At 72.9% G+C, this 15,529-nt stretch carries 14 protein-coding genes and 1 pseudogene; 7 read left to right on the top strand and 8 right to left on the bottom strand.

The window, feature by feature from the left end:
- Positions 1-1,263: pseudogene (locus tag DKT69_RS08815) on the top strand (MinD/ParA family protein); the annotation flags it as partial.
- Between the two features lie 47 nt (positions 1,264-1,310).
- Here DKT69_RS08815 and DKT69_RS08810 read toward each other — a convergent pair.
- Positions 1,311-1,739 carry a DUF3151 domain-containing protein gene (locus DKT69_RS08810; RefSeq protein WP_109801085.1) on the bottom strand — a complete coding sequence of 143 codons (429 nt, stop codon included), beginning with the start codon at positions 1,737-1,739 and terminating at the stop codon, positions 1,311-1,313.
- Positions 1,740-2,003: 264 nt separating this feature from the next.
- Between DKT69_RS08810 and DKT69_RS08805 the strand changes: the two genes are divergently transcribed.
- On the top strand, positions 2,004-3,215 hold the full coding sequence (locus DKT69_RS08805) for an LOG family protein (RefSeq protein WP_201749548.1): 1,212 nt from the start codon (positions 2,004-2,006) through the stop codon (positions 3,213-3,215).
- 54 nt (positions 3,216-3,269) lie between these two features.
- Here the strand turns inward: DKT69_RS08805 and fbaA are convergent, their stop codons facing one another.
- Entirely contained in the window at positions 3,270-4,292 is a 1,023-nt protein-coding gene (gene fbaA / locus DKT69_RS08800; RefSeq protein WP_109801083.1) for a class II fructose-bisphosphate aldolase, read from the bottom strand.
- A gap of 143 nt (positions 4,293-4,435) precedes the next feature.
- Positions 4,436-4,819, bottom strand: coding sequence for a phage holin family protein (locus tag DKT69_RS08795; RefSeq protein WP_109801082.1), 384 nt, complete (start codon positions 4,817-4,819; stop codon positions 4,436-4,438).
- Between the two features lie 136 nt (positions 4,820-4,955).
- On the opposite strand from DKT69_RS08795, the gene DKT69_RS08790 reads away from it, so the two are divergent.
- Positions 4,956-5,168: a hypothetical protein gene (locus DKT69_RS08790; RefSeq protein WP_109801081.1), complete on the top strand. Its 213-nt coding sequence runs from the start codon at positions 4,956-4,958 to the stop codon at positions 5,166-5,168.
- A gap of 3 nt (positions 5,169-5,171) precedes the next feature.
- Here DKT69_RS08790 and DKT69_RS08785 read toward each other — a convergent pair whose 3' ends face one another.
- Together DKT69_RS08785 and DKT69_RS08780 are read right to left on the bottom strand one after the other, a co-directional pair.
- A complete protein-coding gene (locus DKT69_RS08785; RefSeq protein WP_109801080.1) occupies positions 5,172-6,236 on the bottom strand; it encodes an LCP family protein in 1,065 nt (354 codons plus the stop codon).
- Entirely contained in the window at positions 6,236-6,718 is a 483-nt protein-coding gene (locus tag DKT69_RS08780; RefSeq protein ID WP_109801079.1) for a SigE family RNA polymerase sigma factor, read from the bottom strand. Before DKT69_RS08780 ends, DKT69_RS08785 begins: the two co-directional genes overlap by 1 nt.
- Positions 6,719-6,894: 176 nt before the next feature.
- On the opposite strand from DKT69_RS08780, the gene DKT69_RS08775 reads away from it, so the two are divergent.
- From DKT69_RS08775 to DKT69_RS08760, 4 genes are all read left to right on the top strand, one after another.
- Positions 6,895-8,472 carry an LPXTG cell wall anchor domain-containing protein gene (locus DKT69_RS08775; RefSeq protein ID WP_109801078.1) on the top strand — a complete coding sequence of 526 codons (1,578 nt, stop codon included), beginning with the start codon at positions 6,895-6,897 and terminating at the stop codon, positions 8,470-8,472.
- Positions 8,473-8,597: 125 nt separating this feature from the next.
- Positions 8,598-10,031, top strand: coding sequence for a 3' terminal RNA ribose 2'-O-methyltransferase Hen1 (locus DKT69_RS08770; RefSeq protein ID WP_109801077.1), 1,434 nt, complete (start codon positions 8,598-8,600; stop codon positions 10,029-10,031).
- A complete protein-coding gene (locus DKT69_RS08765; RefSeq protein ID WP_109801076.1) occupies positions 10,028-12,544 on the top strand; it encodes a polynucleotide kinase-phosphatase in 2,517 nt (838 codons plus the stop codon). The genes DKT69_RS08770 and DKT69_RS08765 overlap by 4 nt, the downstream gene beginning before the upstream one ends.
- Before the next feature lie 53 nt (positions 12,545-12,597).
- Positions 12,598-13,404, top strand: a complete 807-nt coding sequence (locus tag DKT69_RS08760; protein WP_201749547.1) for a DedA family protein — start codon at positions 12,598-12,600, stop codon at positions 13,402-13,404.
- A gap of 181 nt (positions 13,405-13,585) precedes the next feature.
- On the opposite strand, the gene DKT69_RS08755 is transcribed toward DKT69_RS08760, so the two are convergent.
- From DKT69_RS08755 to DKT69_RS08745, 3 genes are all read right to left on the bottom strand, one after another.
- Entirely contained in the window at positions 13,586-13,963 is a 378-nt protein-coding gene (locus DKT69_RS08755) for an ArsR/SmtB family transcription factor (protein WP_007454255.1), read from the bottom strand.
- Between the two features lie 57 nt (positions 13,964-14,020).
- Positions 14,021-14,560, bottom strand: coding sequence for an orotate phosphoribosyltransferase (gene pyrE / locus DKT69_RS08750; protein ID WP_109801087.1), 540 nt, complete (start codon positions 14,558-14,560; stop codon positions 14,021-14,023).
- Positions 14,561-14,726: 166 nt separating this feature from the next.
- A partial coding sequence (locus tag DKT69_RS08745) for an SDR family NAD(P)-dependent oxidoreductase (protein ID WP_236647411.1) occupies positions 14,727-15,529 on the bottom strand: 803 nt, incomplete at its 5' end.

Below are 15,529 nucleotides of genomic sequence, written 5' to 3'. Positions count from 1 at the left end.
GACGAGGTGCCCGCCCCGCCCCGGCTCGGGCCGTTCCCGCCCACGCCGGGCGTACCGGTGCACCGCCCCGACCAGCAGCCGCCGGTACCCGGACCGGTGCCGCCGTACGGCGAGGGGTACCCGCCGGCGCCGCCGTACGGCCAGCCCGGCTATCCCGGCGCGTCCGCGTACCCGCCGCCGCAGGCGCCCGGACCGGCCCCGCCCGGCTGGTACCCGTCGGCCTGGCCGCAGCAGGCGGGCGCCGGACCGCACCCGCCCGGCCCGCCGCAGCAGCCGGTCCCGCCGCAGCCGACGCCCGGGGCCTACCCGGACCCGGTCTGGACGCCGGAGACCGGCGCCACCCCGACCGCCGAGGACTTCGCCCGGCGGCGGCAGGCCCGGCCGGTGGACCCGGTGGCCACCATGGGCGTGCGGGCCGTGGTCAACCGGACGGGGCTGGTCCGGCTCGCGCCCGGGCGGCACGAGCAGGAACTCAAGCGCGACATCGAGATGGTCCGCCGCAACTTCGGCGGGCTGCGCCAGGTGACGGTGGTCAACCCGAAGGGCGGCGCCGGAAAGACGGTGGCGATCCTGCTGCTCGCCATGACGTTCGGGCAGAAGCGCGGCGGCTACGTGCTGGCCTGGGACAACAACGAGACCCAGGGCACCCTGGGCATGCGGGCCCAGCAGGACTTCCACTCCCGTACGGTCCGGGACATGCTGCGCGACCTGGGCCAGTTCCAGGGCGCGCACGGCCGGGTCGGGGACCTGTCGCAGTACGTCCGCTCGCAGGGCGAGGGGATGTTCGACGTGCTCGCCTCGGACGAGTCGGCCACCGGCGGGGAGATGCTCACCGCGGCCGCGTTCGCCGAGATCCGCGAGGTGGTCAGCCGCTTCTACAAGCTGATCTTCGTGGACACCGGGAACAACGTCCGGGCGCAGAACTGGCAGGCCGCGATGGACGCCACCGACCAGTTGGTGGTCACCATGTCAGCCCGGAACGACTCGGCGGAGACCGCCGCCCGGATGCTCGACCACCTGGAGCAGAGCGGCCGGCAGCGGCTGGTCCGGCAGGCGGTGACGGTGGTGTCGATGCCGCCGTCCCGCAAGGAGATCGACCTGCCGGCGATCCAGGAGCACTTCGCCGCCCGGACCCGGGCGGTGCTGCTCGCGCCGTACGAGCGACTGATCGACACCGGGGAGCCGATCCGGTACGGGCAGCTCTCCTCGGCCACCCGGGACGCCTGGCTGAAGATCGCCGCCGCGGTCGCCGAAGGGCTCTGAACAGGCACGACGGCCGGTCCGACGTCTGGACCGGCCGTCGGCGCGGGTCAGTTGCTGGCGAGGGCGTCCCCGGCGGCCGGGTCGCAGTCGCGGAGGAACTGGGCGCAGCGGGCCGCCTCGTCGGCCTCGCCGATCTCGCCGGCGGCCCGGGAGAGCAGGTAGAGGCAGCGCAGGAAGCCCCGGTTCGGCTTGTGCGACCAGGGCACCGGCCCGTGCCCCTTCCAACCGCTGCGGCGCAGCTGGTCCAGGCCCCGGTGGTAGCCGGTGCGGGCGTACGCGTACGCGGGAACGACCTGGCCTGCGGCGAACGCGCGGGTGGCGAGCGCCGCCCAGGCGGCGCTGTAGGTCGGGAAGCGGGCCGCCACCGCGGCGTACGCCTCGTCGGTGTCCTTCTCGACGGCGTCAGCCAGGGCGGCGTCGGCCTCCTCATGCGCGGGCAGGAGGGTGGCCGGTGGCTCAGGCAACAGGTTCTGCATCGCCCCATTCAACCCGCTTCGCCCGGGGCCGCGCGAGGGGGTCGGGCGACCTGGTCGGCTGAACGGATGAGGGTTTCGTCACGCCTGCGGCCCGCCGCGCACGTACCCGCGGCCCATGCCACGCGGCGGTGACTTCCACTACAACTATGGGTCCGGAGCCTCCCCAGGACCCGGTTACGCAGGAGCCCGGCGGCCAGACCCGCCGGGCTCCTGTCCGTCCTGCCAGAGTTTGCCGGGGTTGCCCGGTGCGGGCAGGATGGCCTGGTGCCGACCCCACCTCCCGCGGACGTCATCGAGCCGCACGACACCCACGAGATCGAGACCCGCGGCGAGTTCGACCGGCACCTGGCCACCGGCAGCCTCGCCGGATTCACCGTGCAGGGGCTCCGCCTCGACGTAGATCCCGTTCCCGACCTGACCCGGACCGACGTGGCCGACACGCTCTTCGTGGGCTGTCGGTTCGCCAACCGCGAGATCGGCGCCGACCTGGTCCGGCGCGGGGCGAACGTGGTTCCCCCTTTCTCGAAGCTGCCCTACCCGACCCAGCCGGCCCGCCTCTACACTGCGGAGGACCTGGCCGCGGGCTTCGCGGAGGCGGGGTTCGCCGGGATGTACGACACCCGGGTGTACGAGCACTTCCGCGCCCACGGCGGGGCCCTGCCGGACGTCCGGGAGGCGCTCGGCCAGCGGCTGCACGACCACGGGGTGGACAACGCCCTGGCCGACGCCACCCGGGCGTGGTTGGCCGCGCACGGGCCGCAGTCCGTGGTGGGGGTGATGGGCGGGCACGCGGTGCCGCGCGGCAGCGCCGCGTACCGGATGGCGGCGGTGCTGGGCTGGGAGCTGGCGCGGGCCGACCGGCTGGTGGTGACCGGCGGCGGTCCGGGCGTGATGGAGGCGGCCAACCTGGGCGCGTTCCTCGCGGCCTGGCCGGCGGAGGAGTTGACCGCCGCGATCGACCTGCTCGCCACCGCCCCCGACTTCACCGACCACGACCGCTACACGGCCGCCGCCCTGGCGGTGCGCGAGCGGTACGCGCCCGGGCCGACGCTGCCGGCGCAGCGCCCCGCGGCGGCCGGCACCGAGTGGGCCCGCTCGGGCGGGCTGGCCATCCCCACCTGGCTGTACGGGCACGAGCCGGCGAACCTGTTCGCCGGCCGGATCGCCAAGTACTTCTCCAACGCGATCCGGGAGGACACAATCCTGCGGCTGGCCCGGGGCGGGATCGTCTTCGCGCCCGGCCGGGCCGGGACGGTGCAGGAGGTGTTCCAGGCGGCCACCAAGACGTACTACGGCACCGACGGGGCGAGCGGCGCGTACGTCTTCCTCGACCGCGCGTACTGGACGACGGAGCTGCCGGTGGAGTCGTTGCTGCGGCCGCTGCTGGCCGCCTCGCACTTCGGTGACCTGTCGGCCACGGTGCACCTGACCGACGACGTCCGCGAGGCGGTCCGGGTGCTGACCGCGACGGCCTGACCCGGAAGGGCCGGCCCCCCGTGCGGGAGCCGGCCCTTCCGGGTTGCGTGCTGGTTACTTCATCTTGGTGCCGGTGGAGCGCAGGTGCTCGCAGGCCTCCACGACGCGGGCGGCCATGCCCGCCTCGGCGGCCTTGCCCCAGACCCGCGGGTCGTACAGCTTCTTGTTGCCGACCTCGCCGTCCACCTTGAGCACGCCGTCGTAGTTGCGGAACATGTGGTCCGCGACCGGCCGGGTGAAGGTGTACTGGGTGTCGGTGTCGATGTTCATCTTCACCACGCCGTAGTCCAGCGCCTCGCGGATCTCCGACAGCAGCGAGCCGGAACCGCCGTGGAAGACCAGGCTGAGCGGCTTCTCCTTGCCGTACTTGGCGCCGACCGCCATCTGGATGTGGTCGAGCACCTCCGGGCGGAGCTTGACGTTGCCCGGCTTGTAGACACCGTGCACGTTGCCGAAGGTCAGCGCCGCCATGTAGCGGCCCTTCTCGCCGAGGCCGAGCGCCTCGACCATGGCCAGGCCGTCCTCGACGGTGGTGTAGAGCTTCTCGTTGATGGCGTTCTCGACGCCGTCCTCCTCGCCGCCGACCACGCCGACCTCGATCTCGAGGACGACCGCGGCCTTGGCGGCCTCGTCGAGCAGCTGGGACGCGATCTCCATGTTCTCCGCCACCGGCACGGCGGAGCCGTCCCACATGTGCGACTGGAACAGCGGCTCCTCGCCGTGCTTCACCCGCTCCTGGGAGATCTTCATCAGCGGCCGGACGAACTTGTCCAGCTTGTCCTTCGGACAGTGGTCGGTGTGCAGCGCGATGTTCACCGGGTAGTTCCTGGCCACCTCGCGGGCGTACGCGGCGAACGCCACCGCGCCGGTGACCATGTCCTTCACGGACGGGCCGGAGAGGTACTCCGCGCCACCGGTGGACACCTGGATGATGCCGTCGCTCTCCGCGTCGGCGAAGCCCTTCAGCGCCGCGTTCAGCGTCTGCGAGGAGGTCACGTTGATCGCGGGGTACGCGTACCGGCCGGCCTTGGCGCGGTCCAGCATCTCCGCGTACGTTTCGGGGGAAGCGATGGGCATGTCTAACGCTCCTTACTTACCGCTCTCGGCCGTGCAGGCCGCTGTCTTCCATGGGTGCGCCGGACCGCGCTGTCCACCGCGGGCAGTATCCCGTAGAAGGTGGCGACGGGCACAACCGACCCGGGACGTGCCCGCCGGCGTGCTCACCGGTTCTCCAGCCGGTCCGGGACCACGACGCTGATCAGCCAGCTCACCACCGCCATCACGATGGCGCCCCAGAAGGCCGCCCAGAAGCCGTCCACGTGGAACGGCAGGTCCAGTCCCCGGGCGATCCAGTCGGTGAGCAGGAACAGCAGGGCGTTGACCACGAGCGCGAACAGGCCGAGGGTGAGCAGGTAGAACACGCAGCCGAACACCTTGATGACCGGCTTCAGCACCGCGTTGACCACGCCGAAGATGAGCGCCACCACGATCAGGGTGAGCGCCGTGTCGGCGCCGCTGCGGCCGGTCACCTCGACCCCGGGCACGATGAGCGTGGTGACCCACAGCGCGATCGCGGTGATCGCCAGTCGGATCAGGAAGCCCACGCCCCCATCCTGGCACCGGGGTCCGGTCACGGAGGGACAATCCGCCGACTCCGGTTCCGCTCGGCTCCGAGCAGGCTCCGCGCACAGCCCGTACGGTGTGTGGGTAGCTGTCCGCACCGAGATCCAGGGAGGGACGATGGGTCAGCCCGACGAGGACTTCGCCCCGAGCGACCACCTCGCTCCGGAGGAACGGGATCTGGAGGCGGAACCGGCCGACGCCGTCGAGCAGGCGATCTCCACCGATCCGGGCGACGTCGAGACCGAGCCGCACCGCGGCCTGGAGGTCGCCGACTGGGACGCGATGGAGCAGGCCCGGGTGGTCGCCGGCGACGAGGACGACTACCGCTGACCCTCACCCCAGGCCGGTCACCCGGTCCGGGTGGGCGGCCGTCCACTCGCCGAGCCGGTCCTCCCGCAGCGCGGTGAGGAACCCCGGGCCCAGCGCGGGGTCGAGCCGGAACCGGTAGTTCGGCTTCTCGACGTACTCGACCGGCAGGACCATCGCGACCGGCGCGGCACCGGTGCCCTTCGTGGCCACCGAGAGCAGCGCCGGCAGGGAGGTCTCACCCGTCTCGGTCACCAGGCCGGTGCCGACCTGCGTGAGCAGCTTGGAGAGGAGCACCGGGTCCGTCAGCACACCCCGCTCGTCGACCCGCCGGAGCAGCCCGGCCGCGTACCGCTGCGCGTTGCGGTCGCGGTCCAGGGAACCGTCGGGCATCCCCTGACGCTGGCGGAGCAGGTCCACCGAGGCGGCGCCGTCGAGCTGCTGGCAGCCGGCGGGGAACACCCGGCGGGTGTGCGCGGAGCGGATCTCCGCCGGCAGGCAGACCGGCACGCCGCCGACCGCGTCGGCCAGCTTGCGCACCACCGGGTACGTCAGCACGGCGCCCGCGTCGATCCGTACGCCGATGGTGTCGGAGACCACCCGCCGGGTCAGCGCGTAGCCGCGGGCCAGGTCCGGACGCGGCTGGCCGGCACCGAAGGACAGGGCCGCGTTGAGCTTGTCCCTGCCGTGGCCGGGGATCGACACCTCCAGGTCGCGCGGCAGCGAGACCAGGTAGAGCCGGCTACGGTCCGCCGGGACGTGCACGAGCAGCACCGAGTCGGCGAACCGGTAGGGCCGGTCCGCCGGCCCGTCCGCCCCGACCAGCAGCACGTTCAGCGCCCCGGTGGGCGTCGGCGGGGCGGACCCGGTCAGCAGCGGCACCGTCACCGTCCGGTCCGGGGTGAACGCCGGTACGCCGACCAGGGCGGCCACGACCAGCGCCAACGCCGTACCGCCGAGCCGGAGCCGGAGCCGGAACCGGTGGCGCCGCCGGCGGACCACGGTCCGCTCGATGGCGGCGCGGACCGGGCCGGTGGACGGGGTCAGGGTCTCGTGTCGCGCGAAGGCGGCCCGCAGGTCGTCCTCGATCATCAGCAGGCCTCCACGTACTCGGCTCGGAGGGTGGCCAGCGCCCGGGAGATGCTGGAGCGGACGGTGCCGACGGCGCAGCCGAGGATCTCGGCGATCTCGGCGTCCGGCAGGTCCTCGTAGTAGCGCAGCACCAGCGTGGCCCGCTGCCGGCGGGGCAGCCGGGACAGCCAGGACCAGAGCTGGTCCCGGTCCACCGCGGACTGCGCGTGGTCGGTCGGCGCGGGCACCCCCACGTCCGGCTCGCCGCGCAGCAGCACCCGGCGCGCCCACGACCCACGCCGCCAGTCGACGTACTGGTTGGTGAGCATCCGGCGGACGTACCGCTCCGGGGAGTCGGTCCGCGCCACCCGCCGCCAGTTCAGCTGGACCCGGACCATGGTGTCCTGCACCAGGTCCTGGGCCTGGTGCGGATCTCCGGTCAGCATGACCGCGTACCGCAGCAGGGCGCCCAGCCGTGAGTCGGCGAACTCCTCGTACGTCACTGCACCTCCCGGTGTCCCGCCCTGTTGACGGGTGCGGGCCCGTGGAACGTTGCGGCAGCGCCGATCATCCTTTCGGCTCATTCCCGCCGCGATCCCTGACCAGGGGCAGCGCCGCGACTTAAGGGTTCTTTAAGATCCACGGGCTCCACCTGCACCCCCACGGGAGGAACCCAGCAATGTTCACGCACTCCACTCGGCGCTGGCTGGCCGGGCTCGGCATCGCAGGCGCGTTCGTCGCCGCCTCCGCCACCCCCGCCCTCGCCGAGCCGGCTGTCGACGATCTACTGCTCTACGCGAACGACGCGCTGATCGCCCCCGGCGGCGAGGCCAGGTCGGTCGCCCTGCTGGCCTTCACCGACGCCCTTCCGGACGACGTGACCGTCACCGTCGACCGGCACGCGGTCACCGGCTTCGCCACGGTCACCCTGTCCGACAAGCTGAAGGGCTGCACGGAGACCGACGCGGTCATCACCTGCGACCTCAAGGGCGCGGACCTCATCGACTACGTGCTCGACCTGACGGTCAAGGCCACCGACAAGGCCGAGGCGGGCGCCAAGGGCGACCTGGTGCTGAGCCTGGCCAGCAAGGGCAGGGAGACCGTCAGCACCCGGTCCACCATCGAGGTGGGCGAGGGCGTCGACCTGCAGGCGCAGGAGCAGCTCAACGTGTCCGGCGCGCCCGGCGCGACGGTCAAGACCCCCGTCGGGGTCGCCAACATCGGCGACACGACGACCCATGGGGCCGTGCTGTTCCTGGCCACCATGGCCTCACTCTCCCCGGCGCAGCGCTACGGCAACTGCTCCTCGACGGAGGAGTTCGGCTCCCAGTTGACCGTCTGCCGCTTCGACGACGAGATCGCCGCCGGTGACGCCCTCCAGCTGGACGGCTCCGCAGGCCTGAAGATCGCCGCCGACGCGTGGGCCCCGAGCCGGCAGTACGGTCAGGCGATCTGGTTTACCAAGGATGACTTCGAGGAGTTCGCCAAGGGACTCCTGCCCGAGGACGGCTGGCAGCAGGGCACCGGCGACGCACTGAAGCTCGTGCCGGCACCGGCTAAGCAGGCCAGCGTGCTGCGACAGACGGACAAGGACCCGAAGAACAACTACACCTTCATCCAGGCCTCCGTCACCGGGAACCAGCGTGCCGACCTCGCCGCCACTGGCGCGGAACTGCCGGGCGCCGTCGGCAAGACGGTCACCGCGAAGATCGGTTTCGTGAACAACGGCCCGGCCATGACCAACTCGTACACGCCGGGTGAGATCGTCACCGGCACCCGCGTCACTGTTCCCGCCGGCGCCGTGGTGGTGAAGGCGCCTCGGGAGTGCTCGCCGGGCACCGCCGAGGAGCCCACCGGCGGGTACGGCGAGCCGGGCGGCCGCGTCTACTTCTGCGAGTGGTACGACACCCTGCACAAGGGCGACGCGGCTGTCTTCGAGTTCGGCCTGCGGATCGACAAGGTGGCCGGCACGCCGGGCGAGGTCAAGCTGTTCCACTTCGACCTGGAGCAGGGGGACCAGGTAGCTGACCTGAACCCGAAGAACGACATGGCTGCCCTGGTCATCAAGGGTGCCGGCAACGGCGGCAACGGCGGCAACGGCGGCAACGGCGGCGGCGGCGGCGGCGGCGGCGGCGGCACCCTGCCGATCACCGGTAGCTCGACCGCGCTGATCGCCGGCCTGGGCGCGCTGCTGCTGGCGGCCGGCGCGGGCGGCTACGTGGTGGCCCGCCGCCGCAAGACCCGCTTCGTCGCCTGACGGATCCCGCACCACCCAGCGACACCCGGTGCCCCGCCGACCACCACGGTCGGCGGGGCACCGCCGTATCCGCCGCGACCGAAAACGGGACGACGCAAGATCGATCGCCCTGACACCATCGACGCGTGCTGCTCACCCTGACGACCACCCACCGCCCGGCGACCGACCTCGGTCACCTGCTGGTCAAGCACCCGGACCGGCTGCAGAGCTTCGACCTGCCGACCGGCACCGCGCACGTGCTCTACCCGGAGGCGGACGAGCAGCGCTGCACCGCCGCGCTGCTGGTCGAGGTCGACCCGCTCCGGCTGGCCGGCGGTCGCGGCCGCGGGAAGGCGAAGGCGGCCACCCCGGAGACCTTCACCCTCGGCCAGTACGTCAACGACCGCCCGTACGCCGCGTCCAGCCTGCTCTCGTCGGCGCTGGCCAAGGTGTTCCGGTCGGCGCTGCGCGGCGAGTCCCGGGACCGGCCGGAGCTGGCCGCCACCGCGATCCCGCTGGAGGTCCGGGTGCCGGTGCTGCGCTGCCGGGGCGGCGCGGAGCTGGCCGTGCGGGTCTTCGCCCCGCTGGGCTGGACGGTGACGGCCGACCCGATCCCGCTCGACGGCACCCACCCCGAGTGGGGGGACAGCCGGTACGTCGCGCTGACCCTCGCCGGCACGTTCCGGGTGGCCGACGCGCTCAACCACCTGTACGTCCTGCTGCCCGTGCTGGACGACGCCAAGCACTACTGGGTGGCGCCGGACGAGGTCGACAAGCTGCTCCGGGCCGGCGCCGGCTGGCTGGCCGACCACCCGGAGCGGGCCCTGATCACCCGCCGCTACCTGGCGCACCGCCGGGCGCTGGCCGGCCAGGCCCTGGCCCGGCTGGCCGAGCTGCGCCTCGCCGACGAGACCCCGGCCGAGGACAGCGTCGCCGACGAGCCGACGGCCGAGAGCCCGCAGCGGGCCTCGCTGGCCGTACGGCGCCGCGAGGCGGTGCTGGCCGCGCTGCGGGCCGGCGGGGCGACCCGGGTGCTGGACCTGGGTTGCGGCGGTGGCGCGCTGCTCACCGCGCTGGCCGCCGACCGGCGGTTCACCGAGGTGGTCGGCACCGACGTGTCCAGCCACGCGCTGACCCTGGCCGCCCGCCGGCTCCGGCTGGACCGGCTGCCGGAGCGGCAGCGCGACCGGATCCGGCTGTGGCAGTCGGCGCTGACCTACCGGGACGACCGGCTGCGCGGGTACGACGCGGCGGTGCTGATGGAGGTGATCGAGCACGTCGACCCGCCCCGGCTGCCGGCGCTGGAGGACGCGGTGTTCAGCCACGCCCGGCCGGGCACGGTGGTGATGACCACCCCGAACGCCGAGTACAACGTCCGCTACGAGGGGCTCGGCGCGGGCCGGTTCCGGCACGCCGACCACCGCTTCGAGTGGACCCGGTCCGAGTTCACCTCCTGGGTCGAGCGGGTGGCCGCGACGTACGGCTACACCGCCACGACCAGCGGGGTAGGCGACGAAGACCCCGAGGTGGGCGCACCGACCCAGCTGGCCGTGCTGACCCGACAGGAGGAGAGCCGATGACCACTCTCGACATCCCCGAGCTCGCCCTGGTGGCGCTGGTCGGCGTCTCCGGTTCGGGCAAGTCCACCTTCGCCCGCCGGCACTTCCTGCCCAGCCAGGTGCTCTCCTCAGACATGTTCCGGGCGATGGTGGCCGACGACGAGAACGACCAGTCCGCCTCGGCGGACGCGTTCGAGGCGCTGCACCACGTCGCCGGGACCCGGCTGCGTCGCGGCCGGCTCACCGTGGTGGACGCGACGAACCTCCAGCCGCACGCCCGCGCCGCGCTGATCCGGGTGGCCCGCGAGCACGACGTGCTGCCGGTGGCGATCGTGCTGGACGTGCCCGAGGCGCTGGCCTGGGAGCGTACGCGGGGACGGGCCGACCGCACCTTCGGCCGGCCGGTGCTGGCCCGGATGCAGCGGGACCTGCGCCGGTCGCACGGGCAGCTGGCCCGGGAGGGCTTCCGCAAGGTGCACGTGCTGCGCGGCATCGAGGAGATCGACGCCGCGGAGATCCGGTACGAGAAGCTGTTCAACGACCGGCGGGGGCTGACCGGGCCGTTCGACATCGTCGGTGACGTGCACGGCTGCCGGGAGGAGCTGGAGGCGCTGCTGCTCCGGCTCGACTGGACGCTGCGCCGCGACGACACGGGCCGCCCGGTGGACGCGGTGCACCCGGCTGGTCGTACCGCGGTCTTCGTGGGTGACCTGGTGGACCGCGGCCCGGACTCCCCCGGCGTGCTCCGCCTCGTGATGGGCATGGTCGCGGCCGGGCACGCGATCTGCGTGCCCGGCAACCACGAGCAGAAGCTGCTGCGCAAGCTGCGCGGCCGGGACGTGCGGCTCACCCACGGCCTGGCCGAGACGATGGCCCAGCTGGCGGCGGAGCCGGACGGCTTCGTCGCGGAGGTCGCGGCGTTCGTGGACGGTCTGGTCAGCCACTTCGTGCTGGACGGCGGCCGGCTGGTGGTCGCGCACGCCGGGCTGAAGGAGGCCTACCAGGGCCGCGCCTCCGGCCGGGTCCGGGCGTTCGCGCTCTTCGGGGAGACCACCGGCGAGACCGACGAGTACGGCCTGCCGGTCCGCTACCCGTGGGCGCGCGACTACCGGGGCTCGGCCATGGTCGTGTACGGCCACACGCCGACGCCGGAGCCGGAGTGGGTGAACAACACCATCTGCATCGACACCGGCTGCGTCTTCGGCGGGAAGCTCACCGCGCTCCGCTACCCCGAGAAGGAGCTGGTCTCGGTCGCCGCGGTCAAGGAGTGGTACGCCCCGGCCCGCCCGCTGGTCGCGCCCACGCCGATCCGACCGGACACCGTGCTCGACCTGGCCGACGTCACCGGCCGCCGGCACCTGGAGCACGCGTACGGGACGCTGACCGTGCCGGCGGAGAACGCCGCCGCCGCGCTGGAGGTGATGAGCCGGTTCGCGGTGGACCCGGGGCGGCTGGTCTGGCTGCCGCCGACCATGGCGCCCTGCTCGACCTCCACTGTCGACGGGTTCCTCGAGCACCCGGCCCAGGCGTTCGACGACTACCGGTCGGCGGGCGTGGAGCGGGTGGTCTGCGAGGAGAAGCACATGGGCTCGCGGGCGGTGCTGCTGGTCGAGCGGGAGCCGGGCCGGTTCGGCGGCGGGGTGGTGCACACCCGGACCGGCCGGCCGTTCTTCGGGCCGCCGCTCGACGACGAGCTGCTGGGCCGGGTCCGCGCCGCGGTCACCGCCGCCGGGCTCTGGGCCGAGCTGGACACCGACTGGCTGCTGCTCGACTGCGAGCTGCTGCCCTGGTCGGCGAAGGCGGATGGGCTGATCCGGGAGCAGTACGCGGGCGTCGGCGCCGCCGGCCGGGCCGCCCTGCCGGCGGTGCTCGCCACGCTGGACGCGGCGGCCGGACGGGGACTGCCGGTCGACGAGCTGCGCGGGCGGATGGCCGACCGGGCGGCGGAGGTCGAGGCGTACTCGGCGGCGTACCGGGCGTACGTCGGGCCGACCGACGGGCTGCGCGGGGTGACCCTCGCGCCGTTCGCCGTGCTGGCCGGGGCCGGGGTGAGCTACGCCGACCGGGACCACGGCTGGCACCTCGACCTGGCGGACCGGCTCTGCGCGGCCGACCCGGAGTTCTTCACCCCGACCCGCCGTCGGGTGGTCGACCTGACCGACGCCGCGGCGGTGGCGGCGGCCACCGAGTGGTGGCTGGCGCTGACGGCGGCCGGCGGGGAGGGCATGGTGGTCAAGCCGTACGCCGGCCCGGCCGCCCGGTCGGCGCGGGGTTCGCTGCTCCAGCCCGGCATCAAGTGCCGGGGCCGGGAGTACCTGCGGATCATCTACGGCCCCGGGTACACCGAGCCGGGTCAGCTCGCCGCGCTGCGTAAGCGGTCGCTGGGCCGCAAGCGCGGCCTGGCCCTGCGCGAGCACGCCCTGGGCCTGGCCGCCCTGGACGCGCTCGCCGAGGACACCCCGCTGTGGCGTCGCCACGAACTGGTCTTCGCCATCCTCGCCTGCGAGTCCGAGCCGGTCGACCCGCGCCTCTGACAGCCCGCCCGACCCGGTCCGGCGCGACGCCGGACCGGGCTTCGGTAACCTGTGTGGCCGTGGACACAGCAGAGAAGACCCGGGTGCTTTCCGAGAGCATCGCCCTGAACCCGCTCGACCCGAAGGACCTGATCCACACCTTCGGGTTGATCGGCGTCTGGGCCATCCTCTTCGCCGAGACCGGCCTGCTGGTCGGCTTCTTCTTCCCGGGCGACTCGCTGCTGTTCCTGGCCGGCGTGGCCGCCTCGCCGGTGGCCGACGCGATCTTCGGCAGCGGAACCCGGCTCTCGCTGGCCGGCCTGCTGATCGGTGGGCCGCTCTGCGCGATCGTCGGCGCGCAGGTGGGGCACTGGCTCGGCCACCGGTACGGCCGCCGGATGTTCGACCGCCCCAACTCCCGCCTCTTCAAGCGGGAGTACGTGGAGAAGGCGGAGTACTACTTCCAGAAGTTCGGCCCGGCGAAGGCCGTGGTGCTGGCCCGCTTCATCCCGATCGTCCGTACGTTCCTGAACCCGGTGGCCGGAGTGCTCGGCATGCCGGCCCGGCAGTTCCTGATCTGGAACATCGTCGGCGCGGTCCTCTGGGTGGACGGCATCCTGCTGATCGGCTACCTGCTCGCCGACCAGATCTACAACGCGATCGGCGACAAGATCGACCGGTACATCCTGCCGGTGGTCGCCCTGATCATCGTGGTCTCGGTGCTGCCGATCTTCTTCGAGTTCCTCCGCGACCGGCGGGCCCGCAAGCGCGGCGAGGCGGCCGCAATGGTCGCCGCGGCCAGCGCGGCGGGCGTGGTCGACGCGGTGCGGGACGCCGTCGACGGCGAGGACGACCGCCGCCACGGCCAGCAGGGTCGCTGACCCCGGGTACGCCGATGGCCGGTCCCCTCGCGGGGGCCGGCCATCGGCAACGACCTGTTCGACCTGCGGGTGGTACGGATGACGGGCAGCCGTCACCGTCCGGTGGTGGCGCCACCCCTGGCACGCCACCCGACGTCGCCCCGGGCAGGGGCGACCATCCGGCCGTCGGACACGTCCGGTTTCAGCGGGCCTTCTTGGTGGCCCGCTTGCGCGGCGGGGTCAGCAGATCCGCGATCGTCGCGATCGCGCTCGGCACCAGCCGGTAGTACGCCCAGACACCGCGCTTCTCCCGCTCCAGCAAGCCGGCCTCGGTGAGGATACGCAGGTGGTGACTGACCGTCGGCTGCGAGAGGCCGAGCGGCGCGGTCAGGTCACAGACGCACGCCTCGCCCTCGGGGGCCGACTGGATCAGGCTGAGCAGCCGCAGCCGAGCGGGATCGGCGAGGGCCTTGAGGACCCCCGCGAGACGCTCGGCATCGGCACGTTCGATCGGCTCGCCGGCAAGCGGCGAGATCTGAGGCATGGTCATTTCAGCCAACGCAGTTCCCACGTATTCCATCCTTCCACCAGCAGCATCGATCCGCCTGCATATCAGCAGATCCGAATCGGCAAACTTTTACGCCACAAGGCCGAGGTCAGCCAACGTATAGGCCGCCCGATAAGGCAGTCCGGCGGCTCGCACCGCGTCTCCGGCACCTCGATCAACAATAACCGCCACGCCCACCACTTCGGCCCCCGCCTCGCGCAACGCCTCGACGGCGGTCAACACACTGCCACCCGTCGTCGAGGTGTCCTCCACCGCCAGGACCCGACGACCCGCGACCTCCGGCCCCTCGATCCGGCGTTGCAGACCATGCGCCTTGCCCGCCTTGCGGACCACGAACGCGTCCAGCGGGCGGTCGGTCGCGGCGGCCGCGTGCAGCATCGAGAGGGCCACCGGATCGGCCCCCAGGGTCAGCCCGCCGACCGCGTCGTACTCCCAGTCGGCGGTCAGGTCGCACAGCACCCGGCCGACCAACGGCGCCGCGCGGTGATGGAGCGTGACGCGACGCAGATCGACGTACCAGTCCGCCTCGCGACCCGAGGAGAGCACCACCCGTCCATGGACCACAGCCAGGTCGGTAATGAATTTACGCAGGTCGTCGTGGTGCCCCATGGCGATAGAGGGTACTGCGCAAGTCTGGGAGCCGTGTGCGGGGTCCACCCAGGTCAACCCAGCGGGCGACCGAAGGGTGGCGATGTCCGGCTACTCTGCGCGACCGTCCATCCGGGCCGGCGCCGCCAGGTCCCGCCAGCGGTGGCGTCGGCCGGCCGGCCGGCGGTCAGCCGCGGTTCGGGTCCACCCGGCCCCGGGTGTCCCGGGAGACTCCACGCAGCAACCGCCGCGGCGCGTGCCGCAGGCCCGCCACCGCCAGCTTGTACTTCCACGTCGGAACGCTGACCGGCTTTCCTTTCCCCAGGTCACGCAGCCCTTCGGCGACCACGTCGTCCGGCTTGAGCCACAACCAGCGCGGGGTCCCGGACATGTCGATGCCGGCCCGCTCGTGATAGCCGGTGCGGGTGTAGCCGGGGCAGAGCGCCATCACCCGTACGCCGAGCGGGGCCACCGACCGACCGATCGATTCACTGAAATTCGTCACCCACGCCTTGCTGGCCGAGTACGTCGAACCCGGCATGACCATCCCGAAACCCGCAACCGAAGAGACATTTATCACTGTCCCTCGCCCCCGTTCGATCATCGGAGCGAGGACGGCGTGGGTCAGCCGCAGCACCGCCAGCACGTTGAGCCGCAGCAGCCGGGCCTCGTCCTCGACGGTCGACCGGACGAAGGGCGTGTTGAGACTGATCCCGGCGTTGTTGACCAGCAGCTCGATCGGCGGGTCGGCGGTGAGCCGGCGTTCCACCGCCGCGCAGCCGTCGTCGGTGGACAGATCGGCGGAGATCGTCTCGACGTCCCGCCCGTACCGGCCGGTCAGCTCGGCGGCCGTGGCGTCCAGCCGCCCGGCGTCCCGGGCCACCAGGACCAGGTCCCAGCCGTCGGCGGCGAGCCGGTGCGCGAAGGCGGCCCCGATGCCGGCGCTGGCGCCGGTGATCAGGGCACGTCCCGGGGTGGATGGTTCGGTGG

Origin of the sequence: Micromonospora sicca (assembly GCF_003172935.1) — a bacterium.
GTDB lineage: Bacteria > Actinomycetota > Actinomycetes > Mycobacteriales > Micromonosporaceae > Micromonospora > Micromonospora sicca.
Note: the sequence above shows the minus strand (reverse complement) of the source record. Positions and strands in the feature narration are given on the sequence as shown.